The organism is Phenylobacterium sp. (assembly GCF_028290885.1).
Taxonomy (GTDB): domain Bacteria; phylum Pseudomonadota; class Alphaproteobacteria; order Caulobacterales; family Caulobacteraceae; genus Phenylobacterium.
This window is the reverse complement of sequence record NZ_JAQGIZ010000038.1, coordinates 11,612-27,363: the sequence shown is the minus strand read 5'-3', so window position 1 is coordinate 27,363 and position 15,752 is coordinate 11,612. Positions and strand designations below refer to the sequence as shown.

The following is a 15,752-nucleotide window of genomic DNA, read 5'->3' as shown; positions in this document are numbered from 1 at the left end:
GGGGTGGCGGCGCCGGTCCACAAATCGCGCGTATTTGCACTCATCCATTTTCCGGAGCCCGACCATGCCCAAGAGCCGTGAGATCCATCTCGTGCAGCGCCCGACCGGCGCGCCGAAGCCCGACGATTTCACCCTGGTCGAGCGCGAGGTGGCCGACGCCGCGGACGGCCAGGTGCTGGTCGAGAACCTCTACATGTCGGTGGACCCAGCCATGCGCCCCAGGCTCACCGCCGGCCAGGCGCTGGACGAGGCCATGATGGGCGGGGCGCTGGGCCGCGTCGTGCAGTCGAAGCACGAGGGCTTCGCGCTCGGCGACCTGGTCTCCAACCGCCTGGGCTTCCGCGAATATTTCACCTCGGACGGCAAGGGCCTGACCAAGCTCTCGCCGGACCCGGACCTGCCGCTCACCATCCACATGCACGCGCTGGGCGGCACTGGCTTCACGGCCTATGGCGGCCTCCTGCACATCGGGCAGCTGAAAGACGGCGAGCAGGTGTTCGTCTCCACCGCGGCAGGCGCCGTGGGATCGGTCGCAGCCCAGATCGCGAAGCTCAAGGGCTGCCATGTCGTGGGCTCGACCGGCTCGGACGAGAAGGCCGCCTGGCTGCGCGACGAGGTCGGGCTGGACGCGGTGATCAACTACAAAACCCAACCCATCCGCCAGGCGCTGGAAGAGGCCACGCCCAACGGCCTCGACGTCTATTTCGACAACGTCGGCGGCGACCACCTGGAGGCGGCGCTGCGTCGGATGAACACGCTGGGCCGCATTCCGGTGTGCGGCTTCATCTCGGGCTACAACTCCGGCCACTCGGCGGTCTCGAACCTTTCCAACATCATCTATTCGCGGGTGATGCTGCGGGGCTTCGTGGCGCCGGATTTCATGCATCTCTACGGCGATTTCCAACGCGACATGGCCGGCTGGCTGAAGGACGGACGGGTCAAGTACCAGGAGACCATCGTCGACGGCATCGCCGCCGCCCCTTCGGCGCTCATCGGCCTGATGGCCGGCGAGAACAGCGGCAAGATGCTGGTCAGGCTGGCTGGCTGAGCCCGGGCTCCCGATCCGGATGACAGACCTGTAAGTTTCGCCACCGTCCGCCGGTGCTAAGGATGGCGGCTGCTCATTTTCCGGAAGCCTCATGATCCGCCAAACCTTCAGCGCCCTCGTCCTTTCCCTGTCGCTGGCCCTAGCCGCCCCTGCGGTCGCCGCGCCGGCGAGCCCGGTCCCGGCCAGCAAGGTCCCGCCGATCGTCTACAAGCAGCGGACCCTGCCGAACGGCCTCGTGGTTCTGACCTCGCTCGACCGCACCACCCCCAACGTCACCGTGCAGCTCTGGTACGGGGTCGGCTCGAAGGACGATCCGCAGGGGCGCTCGGGCTTCGCCCACCTCTTCGAACACCTGATGTTCAAGGCCACCAAGGACCTGCCGGCGGAGAGCTTCGACCGGCTGACCGAGGACGTCGGCGGCCTCAACAACGCCTCGACCTACGACGATTTCACCAACTACTACGAGGTCGTCCCGGCCAACCACCTGCAGCGGCTGCTCTGGGCCGAGGCGGAGCGGATGGGCACGCTGGTGGTCGACGACGCCAACTTCAAATCCGAGCGCAGCGTGGTCGAGGAGGAGCTGCGGCAACGCGTGCTGGCGTCGCCGTACGGTCGGCTGTTCACCCTCTACGTTCCGCAGGCCACCTACCAGACCCATCCCTACCACCGGCCCGGCATCGGCTCGATCGAGGAGCTTGACGCGGCCACCATCGACGACGTGCGCGCCTTCCACCAAGCCTACTACCGGCCCGACAACGCCGCCCTGATTGTGGTGGGCAACTTCGACGAGGCGCAACTCGACGGTTGGATCGACCAGTATCTCGGCTCGCTCAAGAACCCCGCCCAGCCGATCAAGCGGGTGACCGCCGTCGAGCCACCGCGCAGGGGACCCGGCGTCTACGAGGGCTATGGTCCGAACGTGCCGCTGCCGGCGGTGGCGATCACCTGGCTGGGCCCGAAGGCCTCTGACCCCGACGCCCCGGCGCTGAAGGTGCTGGACGCGATCCTGTCGGCCGGCAAGTCGTCGCGGCTCTACGACAGCCTGGTCTACGAGAAGCAGGTGGCGGCCGAGATCTATTCCAACGCCGACCTGCCGGCCCAGCCCGGCGCCTTCATGGTCGGCGCGGTGATGGCGTCGGGCCATTCGATCGCCGAGGGCGAGGCCGCCCTGCTGGCGGAGGTGAAGCGCCTGCGCGACGCCCCGCCGACCGCCGCGGAGCTGGACGAGGCCAAGAACGAGCTGGTCGCCGGCAAACTGCGCGAACGCGAAACCATCGACGGCCGCGGCTTTGCGCTGGGCTACGCCCTGCGCATCAACGGCGACCCGGCCAAGGCCAACACCGAGCTCGCCGACCTCCAGGCCGTCACTGCCGCCGACGTCCAACGGGTGGCGAAGAAGTATCTCGATCCGCAGCGGCGTATGACCATCCGGTACCGTCCGGAGAGCGAGCGGCCGAAGGGCGAGGCCCCGGCCACGCCGCCCGCGCCGCCGAAGACGGTCGCGACCTATGCCGGCCCGGTCTTCGCGCTCGCGCCGGAAGGCCAGCGCCAGGCGCCGCCGCCGATCGGGCCGCCGGTCGCCCCGGTGCTGCCCAAGCCCGCCGAACGCACCCTGCCCAACGGCCTGCGGGTCATCGTGGCGCGCTCCTCCGACCTGCCGCTGGTCACCGCCGACCTGACGCTGAAGACCGGCGGCTGGGCCGATCCGCCAGGGCTGTCGGGCGCGGCGGGCATGACCGCCGACATGCTGACCGAGGGCACCAGGACCCGCTCGGCCCGGGAGGTCGCCCGCCAGGTGGAGGCCCTGGGGGCGACGCTGGAATCCGGCGCCAACCTGGAGGCCTCGTCGGTCACCCTCAACGTCATGCCCGACAAGCTCGACACCGGCATGGCGATCATGGCCGACGTGACCCGCAACCCGGCCTTCGCCGCCGACGAGCTCGAACGCCAGCGGGCCCAGGCGCTCGACGGCCTGCGGGTCTCCTACCAGGAGCCCGGCCAGGTCGCGGGCTTCGCCGCAGCCCCGGTGGTGTTCGCCGGCACGCCCTTCGGCCATGTGTCCACGGGGACGCCGGCCTCGATCGCCAGGATCAAGCCTGCCGACCTCGCCGCCCTGCACAAGGCCTGGTTCCGGCCGGACAACGCCATCCTGGTGCTGACCGGGGACATCACCGCCGAGCAGGGGTTCGCGCTCGCCGAGAAGACCTTCGGCGGCTGGGCGAAACCGCCGACGCCGCTGCCCGCGCCGCCCACGATCACACCGGCGGCCAAGCCCCGCGCCATCGCCATCGACCTGCCGGGGACCGGCCAGGCGGCGGTGACCCTGGTCAAGCCGGGGATCGCCCGCAGCGACCCGGACTACTACCCGGGCATCGTCGCCAACACCCTGCTGGGCGGCGGCTATTCCTCGCGGCTGAACCTGGAGATCCGCGTCAAGCGCGGCCTTTCCTACGGCGCGTCCTCGGGCCTCAGCGTCAACCGCAGCACCGGCTCGTTCCGGGCCGCGGCCCAGACCAAGAACGAGTCCGCGCCGCAGGTGCTGGACCTGATAGCCGAGCAGATGACCTCGCTGGCGACCGCGCCCGCCAGCGCCGACGAGCTCACCGCGCGCAAGTCCAACCTGGTGGGGAACTACGGGCGCAGACTGGCCACCACCGGCGGCCTCGCCGACATCCTCGGCAACCTCGCCCTCTACGGCGTGCCCTTGGACGAGATCACCCGCTACACCGGCAAGGTCGAGGCGGTCTCGCCGGCGCAGGTGCAGGCCTTCGCCGCCCGCGTGATGGACCCGGCCAAGGCCAGCGTCATCGTCGCCGGCGACGCCAAGACCTTCGCGCCGACGCTCAAGGCCAAGCGCCCCGACCTGGAGGTGATCCCGGCGGACCAGCTCGATCTGGATTCGTCTAGCCTGAGGGTGGCCGGCAAATAGGCCGGCGCTTCGCGTTCAAGCCCATGCAGGACCGGTTCGACGTGGTGGTGGTGGGCGCGGGCGCGGCGGGGATCGCGGCGCTACGCCGGCTGTCCGCGACCGGCCTTTCGGTCGTTGCGCTGGAGGCCCGCCCGCGGGTCGGGGGACGGACGCACACGGTCCTGGCCGGGCCCGACCTGCCGGTGGATTGCGGCGCGGGCTGGGTGCACTCGGCGGACAAGAACCTGCTGGCCAAGCCGATCGAGCAGGCGGGCTTTACGATCGACCGCACCCCACCGCACTGGATGCGCCAGTCGTTCAATCGGGACTTCCCGCCGGACGAGCAACGCGCGTTCCGGGCTGCCCTGAGTCACTTCGAGGACCGGCTCCGAGCCGCTGCCGCCGCTGGAATCGACCGGCCGGGGTCGGACTTCCTCGAGCCGGGCGGACGCTGGAACGTCCTGATCGAGGCGTTCTCCAGCTATTACAACGGCGCGGAGTTCGACCAGGTCTCCACCAAGGACTTCGTCGCCTATGAAGACTCCGGCGTGAACTGGCGGGTGAGCGAAGGCTATGGCGCCGCCATCGCCAGCTTCGCCGACATGGGCAGGATCATCGTCCATTGCCCCGTGGCGACGATCCGCCACGACGATCGGGAATTGACCCTGGACACGGCGAAGGGCCGCGTCACCGCGCGCGCCATCGTCGTCTGCGTTCCCACCTCGACGCTGGCCGATGGTCGCCTGACCTTCTCGCCAAGCCTGCCGGAAAAGAGCGAGGCGGCCGCGGACCTGCCTCTGGGTCTCGCAGACAAGGTCTTCCTCGGCCTGGACAAGCCGGACGATCTGCCGATCGACGGGCACCTGTTCGGCCACACCGACCGCACCGAGACCGGCAGCTACCACCTGCGCCCCTTCGGCAGGCCCTATATCGAGGCTTTCCTGGGCGGCCGATGCGCGCGGGAGCTGGAGGCCGAGGGACCCGGGGCCACGACCGCCTTCGTCGTCGAAGAGCTGGGCGCCCTGATGGGCTCGGGTTTCCGGCGCAAAATCCATCCCCTCGCCGAGACGGCCTGGGCCGCGGACCCGTGGGCCCTGGGCTCCTATTCTCACGCTCTCCCCGGGCGCGCGGGCTGCCGCGCGACGCTGGCGGCGCCGGTCGACGACCGCATCTTCTTCGCCGGCGAGGCGACCCATCCGCATTTCTATTCGACCGTCCACGGCGCCTGGGAGACCGGCCTGCGGGCGGCGGACGAGGCGATCACCGCTTTCGGTTGATCAGGCCTTCGGCGGCGCCACGAAGAATGGCATGACCACCGCGGCGAACTCCGGCAACGCCTCGCAGGCCGCCGCATGGGCCGCCAGCGCCGGCCAGTCGGCGGCGACGAAGACGTCCGGACGGGCCTCGCCCAGGAACCGCAGCACGCAGCCCACCATGATGTCGGCGTGGTTGATCTTCGCGCCATACCACCAAGGGCCCTGCTGACCGGCGCGGTCGGCCTCCAGGGCCGTCAGCACGCCGCCGATCTGCGAGCGGCAACGCTCGACCCAGAGCGGCGTCTCGCGTCCGTGGACGGCCCGCTCGTAGACCAGGCTGACCGCCTTGTCGGCGAGACCGCTGGCGAGCGCGCAGACCTTCAGGGCCTGCCGCCGCTCGGGGCCGTCCTGCGCGATCAGCGCCCGCTCGGGCCCCGCGACCTCGTCCAGCCAGTCGAGGATGGCGGCGCTCTCGATCAGGACCTCACCGTCCTGGAGGACCAGGGTCGGCACGCGCTTGAGCGGATTGTAGGCGGCGATCTCCGAGGCCTGCGAGAACACCGACCAGGCGCGGTGCTCGTAGGGCATGCTGTAGAGGCGCAATGCGATCGCCACACGGCGCACGAAGGGACTGTCGTAGTGGCCGATCAGGATCATCAGGCGCCTCCAGGCTTGGCCCGCGTGGTCCAGCGGGAAAGGTCGCGCTCGCGGCCCATCAGCGCCAGGCCCGAGGCGATGGATTCCAATTCGGCGCCGGTCTCGATGCGCGCGGGGTCGAAGCGGCGGTGGAAGATCGCGCGCACGGCCGGCACCAGCGACGAGCCGCCGGTCAGGAAGATGCGGTCGATGCCCTCGGGCGCCAGGGCGGCGTTGGCCAGCGCCGCGTCTACCGCCGCTTCGATCCGCGCCAGCTCCGGGGCGATCCAGCGCTCGAAGGTCGTGCGGCGGACCGTGCCGGCGAGCGAGATCGAGCCTGCCTCGAAGCGGAATTCGGCGGCCTCTTCCGCCGACAGCGCCTCTTTCAGCCGCGAGACGGAGCGGTAGAGCTGGTAGCCGTAGTTCTCGTCGAGCGTCTCCACGAGCCGCGCGATCTTCTCGGGCTCGGTCGCTTCGCGGACCAGGGCGCGGATCTCGCGCATGTCGCGGCTGGCGCGCATCAGGGCGAGCTGGTCCCAGCGCGCGAAGGCCGAATAGTAGCGGTTGGGGATCGGCAGGGTCTTGCCGAAGCTCAGGTAGCTCGACCCCTTGCCGAGCGCCGGCGAGACCAGGTGGTCGATGATCCGGTAGTCGAAGGCGTCGCCCGCCACCCCGACGCCGGAACGCCCGAGCGGGATGGCGCGGATCTCGCCCGCCCCCTCTCCTGTCTTGGGGCGTTCGAAGCGGATGATCGAGAAGTCCGAGGTGCCGCCGCCGAAGTCGCCGACCAGCACGGTGGCGTCATGGTCGAGCTCGCGGGCGAAGAAGAAGGCCGCGCCCACCGGCTCGTAGGCATAGAGGATCTCCGAAAAGCCCATACGCGCGAAGGCGGTCTCATAGCGCGACAGCGCCAGGGCCTCGCTGGGCGCGGCGCCGGCGAAGGTCACCGGGCGGCCGACGATCACCCGGCTCGGCAGTTCGGCCATGCCCACGTCGGCATAGGCGCGCAGCTTCAGGAGGAAGGTCGAGAGCAGGTCCTCGAACCGGTAACGCCGGCCAAGCACCTGGGTCTCGCTGAAACTCTCCGAGGCCGCGAAGCTCTTGAACGACTGGATGAAGCGGGTCTCGGCCGGGTCCTCCACATAGGCCTCGATGGCCCAGGGACCCGCCGCGACGGCGCGGTCGCTGGGGCGGTCGCCGGCGTGGAAGGACAGGCAGCTGCGGAAGGCGAACAGCTCGCCCCCGGAGGCGTCTTCGACGCCTCCAGAAGGCAAAGTATTGGGCGCCGGGAAGCGGACCAGGTGCGCCGGCCCGTGCGCGTCGGCCAGGGCCACGACGGTGTTGGTCGTCCCGAAGTCGATGCCGAGGCTTAAGGTCGAGCTCACGCGACGCGCTCCTGTGCAGGGCGCGCCCCATAGCAAACTTCAGCGCTACGCGTCGATCTCCACCAGCGGGCGGTCATAGGCGCAGACCGTGGCCATGTGCAGGATCTTCGAGACCGACGCCGAGAGCGGGCAGATCTGCACCGCGCGGTCGAGGCCGAGCAGGATCGGGCCGATCACCGTGGCGCCGCCCAGCGACTGGATCAGCTGGGTCGAGATGGCCGCCGAGTGGATCGCCGGCATGATCAGCACGTTGGCCGGGCCGGAGAGCCGCATGAACGGGTAGTTGACCCGCGCCTCCGGCTCCAGGGCCAGCTCCGGCGGCATCTCGCCCTCGTACTCGAAGTCGACCCCGTCGTGCTCGTCCAGCATGGCCACCGCCTCGCGCACCTTCTCCGAGCGCAGGCCCATCGGATTGCCGAAGGTCGAATAGCTCATGAACGCCAGCCGCGGCTCGTAGCCGAGGGTGCGGACCGCGCGGGCCGCTTCCTTGGCGATTTCCACCAGGTCTTCGGCCTCCGGCATCTCGGTGACGCTGGTGTCGGCGATGAAGATGGTCCGGCCCTTGGCCAGCACCACGCTCATGCCGATCACGCGACCGTCCGGCGAGGGGTCGATGACGCGGAGCACCTCCTCCAGCACCTGGTCGAAGGAGCGGGTGACGCCGGTCACCATCCCGTCGGCGTGGCCTAGCGCCACCATGGAGGCGCCAAACGCATTGCGGTCCTGGTTGATCAGCCGCTGCACGTCGCGGCGCAGGTAGCCCTCTCGCTGCAGGCGGCCATAGAGGTAGTCGACGTACTCGGCGTTCTTGTCGGAGACCCGCGCGTTGATGATCTCGATCTTCACCTCGGCCGGATCGAGGCCGACGCCGCGCATGTTCTCGTGCACCAGGTCCTCGCGGCCGACCAGCACGGCCGAGCCCAGGCCCGCGGTCTGGAAGGCGTAGGCTGCGCGGATGACGCTGGGTTCCTCGCCCTCGGCGAAGACCACGCGCTTCCGGGGACCCGACAGCACCGCGCCCTGCAGCTTCTGCAGGAAGGCCGCGGTCGGGTCGAGCCGCTGGGCGAGGCTGGCGCGGTAGGCGTCCATGTCCTCGATGGGTCTGCGCGCGACGCCGGTGTCCATGGCGGCCTGGGCCACGAACGGCGGGATGTAGGAGATCAGCCGCGGATCGAAGGGCGTCGGAATGATGTACTCGGGCCCGAACTTCAATTGCAGGCCGTGGTAGGCGGCGGCGACCTCGTCCGGCACGTCTTCCCGGGCCAGCATGGCCAGCGCGTCGGCGCAGGCGATCTTCATCTCCATATTCACGCGGCGGGCCCGCACGTCGAGGGCGCCGCGGAAGATGTAGGGGAAGCCCAGGACGTTGTTGATCTGGTTCGGATAGTCGGACCGGCCGGTGGCGACGATGGCGTCGGGACGGACGGCGTAGACCTCCTCAGGGGTGATCTCCGGATCCGGGTTCGCCATGGCGAAGATGATCGGCTTGTCGGCCATGGTCTTCACCAGCTCGCCGCTCAGCGCGCCCTTGGCGGAGAGGCCGATGAACACGTCCGCCCCTTTCAGCGCCTCGGCCAGCGTGCGGTGCGGCGTGTCGATGGCGTGCGCCGACTTCCACTGGTTCATGTCCTCCGACCGGCCGCGCCAGAGCACGCCCTTGCGGTCGACGGCGATGACGTTGTCGGGCTTGACCCCCATGGCCTTGATCAGCTCGAGGGTGGCGATGCCGGCCGCGCCCGGGCCGTTCAGCACCACCTTGACGTCGGCGATGTCGCGCCCGGTGATGTGGCAGGCGTTGATCAGGCCGGCGGCGGAGATGATCGCCGTGCCGTGCTGGTCGTCGTGGAACACCGGGATGTCGAGGAGCTCCTGCAGCTCGGTCTCGATGCGGAAGCACTCGGGGCTCTTGATGTCCTCGAGGTTGATGCCGCCGTAGGTCAGGCCGATGTTCTTGATCACCGTGATGATCTCGTCGGGGTCGGTGGCGGCCACCTCCACGTCGATGGCGTCGACGTCGGCGAAGCGCTTGAAGAGCACGCCCTTGCCTTCCATCACCGGCTTGGCGGCGAGCGCGCCAAGGTTGCCGAGGCCCAGGATAGCCGTGCCGTTGGTGATCACCGCCACCAGGTTGCCCTTGGAGGTGTAATCGTAGGCGGCGTCCGGATCGGCGGCGATGGCCAGCACAGGGGCGGCCACGCCCGGCGAATAGGCCAGGCTGAGGTCGCGCTGGGTCGCCATCGGCTTGGTGGCCGCGATCGCGATCTTTCCCGGCGTCGGGTACCGGTGGAAGGCAAGGGCCTCCTCGTCGGTAAAGGTGCGTTTCTCGGCGTCGCTCATGGCGGCGGCGGGTCCCCCTAAGGCGTCGGTTGCGATGAGTGCGGGAACCTACAGACCCGGGGCGGCTGAAACAACCTTGGTCGAGCTTGGGCGTTCCTGGCGAATATTGCAGGGCGAATTGCGGGTTTGGAACAATTCCCGGCCACGCTCGCTATGGAGACGCTGGCCGGGGGCCTTTCACACGGGAAGAAACCATGCCGAAGACCCTCTCCTATGCGGCGCTGGCGGCAGCGCTCGCCATCGCCGGCCCTGTATTGGCCCAGGCCACCTCGCCCGGCGCCGCGCGACAGGCTGTGCCCCAGACCGCCGCGCCGCCGCCTGCGACCTCCACCGCCCCGAGCGCGACCACGTCATCCAGCGCCCTGCCCCCCGCGTCCTCGGCTACGTCGCCCAGTGCGACCACCTCGTCCGGAACGAACGCGGCGGCCAACGTCGGGGCCAGCGCTGAGGTCAGCAGCGGCATGTCGGTGAAGGACAACACCGGCGCCGCCATCGGCCAGGTGACGGAGGTGAAGAACGGCGTCGCGACCATCAAGATGGGCGCCGACACCTTCGCCGTCGATACGTCGAAGCTCGGCGTGCAGAACGGGGCGGCGACGATCAACGCCAGCCAGGCCGACATCAGGAAGATGCTGCCGAAGAAGTAGCCGTCGGGTCCGGAGCCGGGACGGGCCGAGCCCGCTCCCGCGCTTTCGATCGCACCGTCGCTTGACTCATACGTTAGTCATGACTTACGGTAAGCCATGACTAACGCTCTGTCCTTTGCGGCCCTGGCCGACCCCACCCGGCGGGAGGTGTTCGAACGCCTCGCGCGCGGGCCACTGGCCGTGGGCGAACTGGCGCAGGGCCTGCCGGTCAGCCGGCCGGCCGTTTCCCAACACCTGAAGGTGCTGAAGGAGGCCGGCTTGGTCACCGATCGGCCGGACGGCGCGCGCCGCATCTACCAGATCGACCCCAAGGGCCTCGGCCAGATCCGCGCCTGGCTCGACCAGTTCTGGGACACCGCCCTCGACGCCTTCAAGGCCGAGGTGGAACGCGGCCATGACGAAGACACCCACCCGACAGACAAGGAACAGCCGTGAGCCAGACGATCAAACCCGCCGCGATCGCCAAGACCTTCACCGTCCGCGCAACGCCGGAAAAGGCGTTCGCGGTGTTCACCGACGGCTTCGACCGCTGGTGGCCGAAGACCCATTCCATCGGCGCCTCGCCGCTGAAAAAGGCGGTGATCGAGCCCGGCGTCGGCGGCCGCTGGTACGGCCTGCACGAGGACGGCAGCGAAGGGTTGTGGGGCGATGTCCTGGCCTGGGAGCCGCCGGGGCGCCTGGTGCTCGCCTGGCGGATCGGCCCGGCCTGGACCTACGACCCCAGCCTGCTGACCGAGGTCGAGGTGCGGTTCGTCGCCCTGCCTAGCGGCGAGACCCGCGTCGAATTCGAACACCGCGACCTCGAGCGCTTCGGCGACAGCGAGGCGGCCAACCAGACCCGCGTCTCCATGGACGGCGGCTGGGGGACCATCCTCGATAGCTTCAAGGCCGTCGTGAACGGCTGAACCTTCGCATCAACCCAGGAAGAGGAGATTCCCATGCCCACCATCGTCATCCACGGCATTCCCGGCAGCCCCTATGTGCGCATGCCGCTGCTCGCCTGCGAAGAAAAGGGCGTCCCCTACCGCCTCGCCGCCATGGAGTTCGGCAAGACCAAGACCCCCGAGCACCTGGCCCGCCAGCCGTTCGGCCGGATTCCTTACATGGAACACGACGGGTTCTGGCTCTACGAGGCCCAGGCGATGATCCGCTACATCGACCAGGTGTCGGACGGCCCCAGCCTTACGCCGGCCGCCCCCAAAGCGCAGGCGCGAATGAACCAGGTGATGAACATCATCGACTGGTACGTCATGCCCTCGATCAGCATGGGCATCGGCTTCAACCGGATCGTCAAGCCGATCTTCGGCATGCCGGTGGACGAGGCCGTGGTGGCCGCGGCGGGGCCGCTGGCCGAGGTCTGCGTCGCGGCCCTGGAAGACATCCTGGCCGACAAGCCTTACTTCGCCGGCGACCAGGTCTCGCTTGCGGACCTGATGGCCGTCTCGCACCTCGACCTCCTCGTGCAAACCCCCGAGGGCGCCAAGATCATGGCCGGATCGCCGCTGTTGGCCTGGCTCGACCGCATGGCCGAACGGCCAAGCGTGCAGAAGACCACGATGCACAAGATGATGAACCTGCCCGAGACTGCCGCGGCCTGACTGAAGCGGCGCCTTGACCGGCCCCTCCGGCTCGCGAGACTAGCTGTTCTTGCAAACAGGCCGGAGGGAAGCCGCTGCCCCAAACCCAGATAAAGGGCCCCCAGATCGGGATCGCCGTGGCCGGCGCGCTCGGGCGCATGGGCAGGGCCGTGGCCGCGGCCGTGGAGGCCGAGCCCGCGCTGAGCCTCGCCGCGCGTTTCGGCCGACCCGGGCGGACGGGTGAAGGCCTGGTGGGCCAGGACGCGGCCCTGGCCGCCGCCGACGTGGTCATCGACTTCACTACACCGGCGGCCTCGACGGCGCTGGCCCAGGTCTGCGCGGGCCGCGGCGGTCCGGCTCTGGTGATCGGATCGACAGGGTTTGACGCGGCCCAGCTGGCGGCCATCGAATCCGCGGCGCTGAAGGTCGCGATCGTCCGGGCCGGCAACTTCTCGCTGGGGGTCAACATGCTCATGGGCCTGGTCGAACAGGCGGCGCGCCAGCTCGGCCCCGAGGCCTACGACATCGAGGTCTTCGAGGCGCACCACCGGCGCAAAGTCGACGCCCCCTCCGGCACAGCCCTGATGCTGGGCGAGGCGGCGGCCAAGGGCCGAGGCGTGGCGCTCTCCAACGTCGCCAAGCGGGGCCGCGATGGGATCACCGGCCCGCGGCCCGCGGGCGAGATCGGCTTCGCGGTCATGCGCGGCGGCGGCATCGTCGGCGAGCACAGCGTCACCTTCGCCGCGGAGGATGAGATCCTCACCCTGTCGCACTCCGCCCGCGACCGCGGCCTCTTCGCGCGAGGCGCTGTCGTCGCAGCGCGCTGGGTCGCCGGCCGCCCGCCCGGCCAGTACGACATGCGTGACGTCCTGGGCTTTTCCGGGCGAGGTTGATCGTGGACGACCTCCTCAAGCGCGACGCCACCGACCAGCTCGCGGCGCTGAACGCCAGGCGGGTCTCGGCGGTCGAACTGCTGAAGGCGGCGCTGGCCCGGCACGAGCAGACCCATGGACAACTGAACGCCGTCGTCGCGGTGAACCTGGAACGGGCGCTGGAGCGGGCGCGGGCCATCGACGACCTGCGGATGAAGGGCGAGACCCTCGGCCTGCTGGCCGGGCTGCCGATGACCGTGAAAGACACGCTCGACGTGGTCGGCCTGCCGGCCTCTTCGGGGCTCAGGAGCCTGCGCCAGCGCCAGGCCGAGGACGCCTCGGTGGTGAAGCTCGCCAGGCAGGCCGGCGCGGTGATCTGGGGCAAGACCAACACCCCGGTGATGGCCGGCGACTGGCAGACCTTCAACGCGCTCTACGGGACCACCAACAATCCCTGGGACCAGGCTCGAACAACCGGCGGCTCGTCCGGCGGCGCCGCGGCGGCCCTCGCCACGGGCGTCACGGCGCTGGAGATCGGCTCGGACATCGGCGGCTCCCTGCGCATCCCGGCGAGCTTCTGCGGCGTCTACAGCCACAAGCCCACCTGGGGCCTGGTCGACCAGCACGGCCACGTGCCGCCCTCCCCCGGCTCCTGGAGCGAGCGCGACCTGAACGTCGTCGGCCCCATGGCCCGCTCGGCCCGCGACCTGCGCCTGCTGCTCTCGGTGCTCGAGGGCGGGCCGCTGGCGCCCAGGGCCCCGCCGGCCGACCTGAAGGAGGCCCGGATCGCGCTCTGGCTCGACGAGCCGAGCTTCCCGCTGGACCCGGAGGTCCGCGCGGCGATCGAGAGCTTCGCCGCCGAGCTTTCCGCGGCGGGCGCGGAGGTGACGCCCATCGCCTCCCCCGTGCACATGCCGAGCCTGATGGGCGCCTACCAGGTGCTGCTCGGCGGCGTGCTCGGCGAGGACATGCCGCCCGGCATGATCCGCGGCATGGAGCGCCTGCGCGGCTGGGCCCGTTGGCAGATGAGCCGCGGGGCTGCGCCGACCTCGACCGCGGCCATGACGCTGGCCTACACCGCAACCCACCGCGAGTGGATGGCCGCCGACGCCGTGCGCGCCCGGCTGCGCCATGAGATCGCCGGTGTCTTCAGCCGCTTCGACGCCATCCTGTCGCCGATCGCCCCGATCACCGCCTTCCCGCATGACCACCGCCCGTTCGGCCGGCGTAGGCTGACAGCGTCGGACGGCAAGGCGATGCCCTACACTTCGATGCTCAACTGGATCTCGCTGGCGACCGCCCTGCACCTGCCGGCCACGGCGATCCCGGCCGGACCCTCCAGCTCCGGCCTGCCGGTCGGGGTGCAGCTGATCGGTCCCCTGAACGGCGACGCGCGCATGCTGGCGCTGGCCCAGGCGATCGAGGAGAACGTCCGCGGCTTCACCGCCCCGGAGCTGGCGAGCTAGCCCCCGTCGTCCGCGAGGCGCGCGTAGAGCCACTGGTCCCAGTAGCGGCCCTTCCAGAAGGCGTAGTCCCGCAGCACCGCCTCGCGTGCGAACCCGTGGCGCTCCAACAGGGCGGCCGAGGCGACGTTGCCCGGGGTGACCATGGCCTCGATGCGATGCAGGCCGAGCGCCCCGAACCCGTGGCCGAGGACCAGTGGCAACACCTCCGCCATCACGCCCTGCCGCCAGCGCGGGCGGACCACGTCGTAGGCCACCTCGCCGCGCGACCCGCGCTCGCGCACCAGGGCGTTGAAGCCCGCCGTGCCGACGAAGGCGCCGGTCCGGTCGCGGATCGCCCAGCGGATCCCGTCGCCGGAGGCCGCGAGGCCGGTCGCCCAGGCGATCACCGCGTCGGCGCCCGCCAGGTCGGCCAAGGGCTCGATGTCCATGTGCTCGACGGTGCGGGCGTCGGAGAGGTGGGCGAAGAGGTCGGCCCGGTCGGCGGAAGACAGCGGCGTCAGCTCATAGTTGGCCGAGGCCAGGCCGGAGCGGTTCACGGCTTGGCGGGCGCCGGCGCCTCGCGCGCCCAAAGGGCGTCAACGGCAGCCTGCACGTCTTCGCCCACCCCGCGCCGGACCAGCGACAGGCCTTCCAGCTCGACCTTGTCGCTGCGCAGCACGCGCGGATGCAGGCTGTAGCCCACCAGGTAGAGCGCGCGGTCGGTCTTGGTCTGCCCGTCCTCGATGAACACCGTGACGATGCCCACCGGCAGCCGGCCCTGACGCGCCTTGGAGCCGCGGGCGTGCAGCGCCCTGTCGAGGCCGCCCTCGAACCAGCCGGCCTCGATGCGCGGATTGCCGGTGGTCTGCACCGCGTCGCCGCGCACGTCGCTGGGGAAGCTGAGCGTCTGGGTCTGGATCACCTGTTCTGGGTGCACCGTCGCCAGCCGCAGGCGGTCGCCGCCACTCTCCGGCGTTCCGGTCATCAGGAACGACAGCTTCAGGGCCCCGGCCCTGGCCTCGGCCTGCTTCTCCTGCTCGGCGGCGGCGCGTTCGCGGTCGGTCTGGGTTCGCTCGCGGTGGCTGTCCCAATAGCCGAGCGCCGCGATCGCCACGGCCACGATGCCCACCAGCTCCGCCAGCGAAAGCCAGCGCAACGGCAGGCGCCTCTTGCGGGCCGGCTGCTCGCTCATCGGCCGGTCGAGCCGAAACCGCCGGCGCCGCGCGCCGTCTCGTCGAGGCTCGCCACCTCCGACCAGACGGCCTGCACCACGGGGGCGATCACCAACTGGGCGATGCGCTCGCCGCGGCGGATGACGAAGTCCTCCTCGCCAAGGTTGATCAGGATCACCTTCACCTCGCCCCGGTAGTCGGCGTCGACGGTGCCCGGCGTGTTCAGGCAGGTGACGCCGTGCTTGACCGCCAGGCCCGAGCGCGGCCGCACCTGGCCCTCGAACCCCGGCGGCAGGGCGAAGGCGAGGCCCGTGGGGATCGGATGCCGCGAACCGGGGCGCAGGACGAAGGGCTCGTCCTCAGGCACCGCGGCGCGCAGATCCATGCCGGCGGCCTGGCCGGTCTCGTAGGCCGGGAGCGGCAGGCCCTCGCCGTGCGGCAGGCGCAGGATCGGAACGGTCGGGTTCAC

At 70.4% G+C, this 15,752-nt stretch carries 15 protein-coding genes; 9 read left to right on the top strand and 6 right to left on the bottom strand.

The window, feature by feature from the left end; all coding sequences use genetic code 11:
- Positions 1 to 64 precede the first annotated feature (64 nt).
- From JWP28_RS03200 to JWP28_RS03190, 3 genes are all read left to right on the top strand, one after another.
- Complete coding sequence (locus JWP28_RS03200; protein WP_299539890.1) at positions 65 to 1,048, top strand: NADP-dependent oxidoreductase; 984 nt, start codon at positions 65 to 67, stop codon at positions 1,046 to 1,048.
- A 91-nt stretch (positions 1,049 to 1,139) separates the two neighbouring features.
- On the top strand, positions 1,140 to 3,977 hold the full coding sequence (locus JWP28_RS03195; RefSeq protein ID WP_299539889.1) for a pitrilysin family protein: 2,838 nt from the start codon (positions 1,140 to 1,142) through the stop codon (positions 3,975 to 3,977).
- Between the two features lie 23 nt (positions 3,978 to 4,000).
- Positions 4,001 to 5,233 (top strand): NAD(P)/FAD-dependent oxidoreductase, encoded by a 1,233-nt coding sequence (locus tag JWP28_RS03190; RefSeq protein WP_299539888.1) that lies wholly within the window; start codon positions 4,001 to 4,003, stop codon positions 5,231 to 5,233.
- Here JWP28_RS03190 and JWP28_RS03185 read toward each other — a convergent pair whose 3' ends face one another.
- Genes JWP28_RS03185 through JWP28_RS03175 form a run of 3 tightly spaced genes read right to left on the bottom strand, consistent with a single transcriptional unit; the run spans position 5,234 to position 9,570 of the window.
- Positions 5,234 to 5,869: a glutathione S-transferase family protein gene (locus JWP28_RS03185; protein WP_299539887.1), complete on the bottom strand. Its 636-nt coding sequence runs from the start codon at positions 5,867 to 5,869 to the stop codon at positions 5,234 to 5,236.
- Complete coding sequence (locus JWP28_RS03180) at positions 5,869 to 7,233, bottom strand: Hsp70 family protein (protein ID WP_299539886.1); 1,365 nt, start codon at positions 7,231 to 7,233, stop codon at positions 5,869 to 5,871. Before JWP28_RS03180 ends, JWP28_RS03185 begins: the two co-directional genes overlap by 1 nt.
- 45 nt (positions 7,234 to 7,278) lie before the next feature.
- Positions 7,279 to 9,570: an NADP-dependent malic enzyme gene (locus JWP28_RS03175; protein ID WP_299539884.1), complete on the bottom strand. Its 2,292-nt coding sequence runs from the start codon at positions 9,568 to 9,570 to the stop codon at positions 7,279 to 7,281.
- A 194-nt stretch (positions 9,571 to 9,764) separates the two neighbouring features.
- On the opposite strand from JWP28_RS03175, the gene JWP28_RS03170 reads away from it, so the two are divergent.
- From JWP28_RS03170 to JWP28_RS03145, 6 genes are all read left to right on the top strand, one after another.
- Positions 9,765 to 10,217: a hypothetical protein gene (locus tag JWP28_RS03170; protein WP_299539883.1), complete on the top strand. Its 453-nt coding sequence runs from the start codon at positions 9,765 to 9,767 to the stop codon at positions 10,215 to 10,217.
- Between the two features lie 96 nt (positions 10,218 to 10,313).
- The gene (locus JWP28_RS03165; RefSeq protein WP_299539881.1) at positions 10,314 to 10,652 is read left to right on the top strand and encodes a metalloregulator ArsR/SmtB family transcription factor; all 339 of its coding nucleotides are present in this window, start codon (positions 10,314 to 10,316) and stop codon (positions 10,650 to 10,652) included.
- Positions 10,649 to 11,122 carry an SRPBCC family protein gene (locus JWP28_RS03160; protein WP_299539880.1) on the top strand — a complete coding sequence of 158 codons (474 nt, stop codon included), beginning with the start codon at positions 10,649 to 10,651 and terminating at the stop codon, positions 11,120 to 11,122. Before JWP28_RS03165 ends, JWP28_RS03160 begins: the two co-directional genes overlap by 4 nt.
- Positions 11,123 to 11,155: 33 nt before the next feature.
- A complete protein-coding gene (locus tag JWP28_RS03155; RefSeq protein WP_299539878.1) occupies positions 11,156 to 11,815 on the top strand; it encodes a glutathione S-transferase family protein in 660 nt (219 codons plus the stop codon).
- A 116-nt stretch (positions 11,816 to 11,931) separates the two neighbouring features.
- Positions 11,932 to 12,687, top strand: a complete 756-nt coding sequence (gene dapB, locus JWP28_RS03150; RefSeq protein WP_299539877.1) for a 4-hydroxy-tetrahydrodipicolinate reductase — start codon at positions 11,932 to 11,934, stop codon at positions 12,685 to 12,687.
- A gap of 2 nt (positions 12,688 to 12,689) precedes the next feature.
- Positions 12,690 to 14,132, top strand: a complete 1,443-nt coding sequence (locus tag JWP28_RS03145; protein ID WP_299539875.1) for an amidase family protein — start codon at positions 12,690 to 12,692, stop codon at positions 14,130 to 14,132.
- On the opposite strand, the gene JWP28_RS03140 is transcribed toward JWP28_RS03145, so the two are convergent.
- Genes JWP28_RS03140 through dut form a run of 3 tightly spaced genes read right to left on the bottom strand, consistent with a single transcriptional unit; the run spans position 14,129 to position 15,752 of the window.
- On the bottom strand, positions 14,129 to 14,668 hold the full coding sequence (locus JWP28_RS03140; RefSeq protein WP_299539874.1) for a GNAT family protein: 540 nt from the start codon (positions 14,666 to 14,668) through the stop codon (positions 14,129 to 14,131). The two genes, JWP28_RS03145 and JWP28_RS03140, sit on opposite strands and share 4 nt — an antisense overlap.
- A complete protein-coding gene (locus JWP28_RS03135; RefSeq protein ID WP_299539873.1) occupies positions 14,665 to 15,303 on the bottom strand; it encodes a hypothetical protein in 639 nt (212 codons plus the stop codon). Before JWP28_RS03135 ends, JWP28_RS03140 begins: the two co-directional genes overlap by 4 nt.
- Entirely contained in the window at positions 15,300 to 15,752 is a 453-nt protein-coding gene (gene dut / locus JWP28_RS03130; RefSeq protein WP_299539872.1) for a dUTP diphosphatase, read from the bottom strand. The genes JWP28_RS03135 and dut overlap by 4 nt, the downstream gene beginning before the upstream one ends.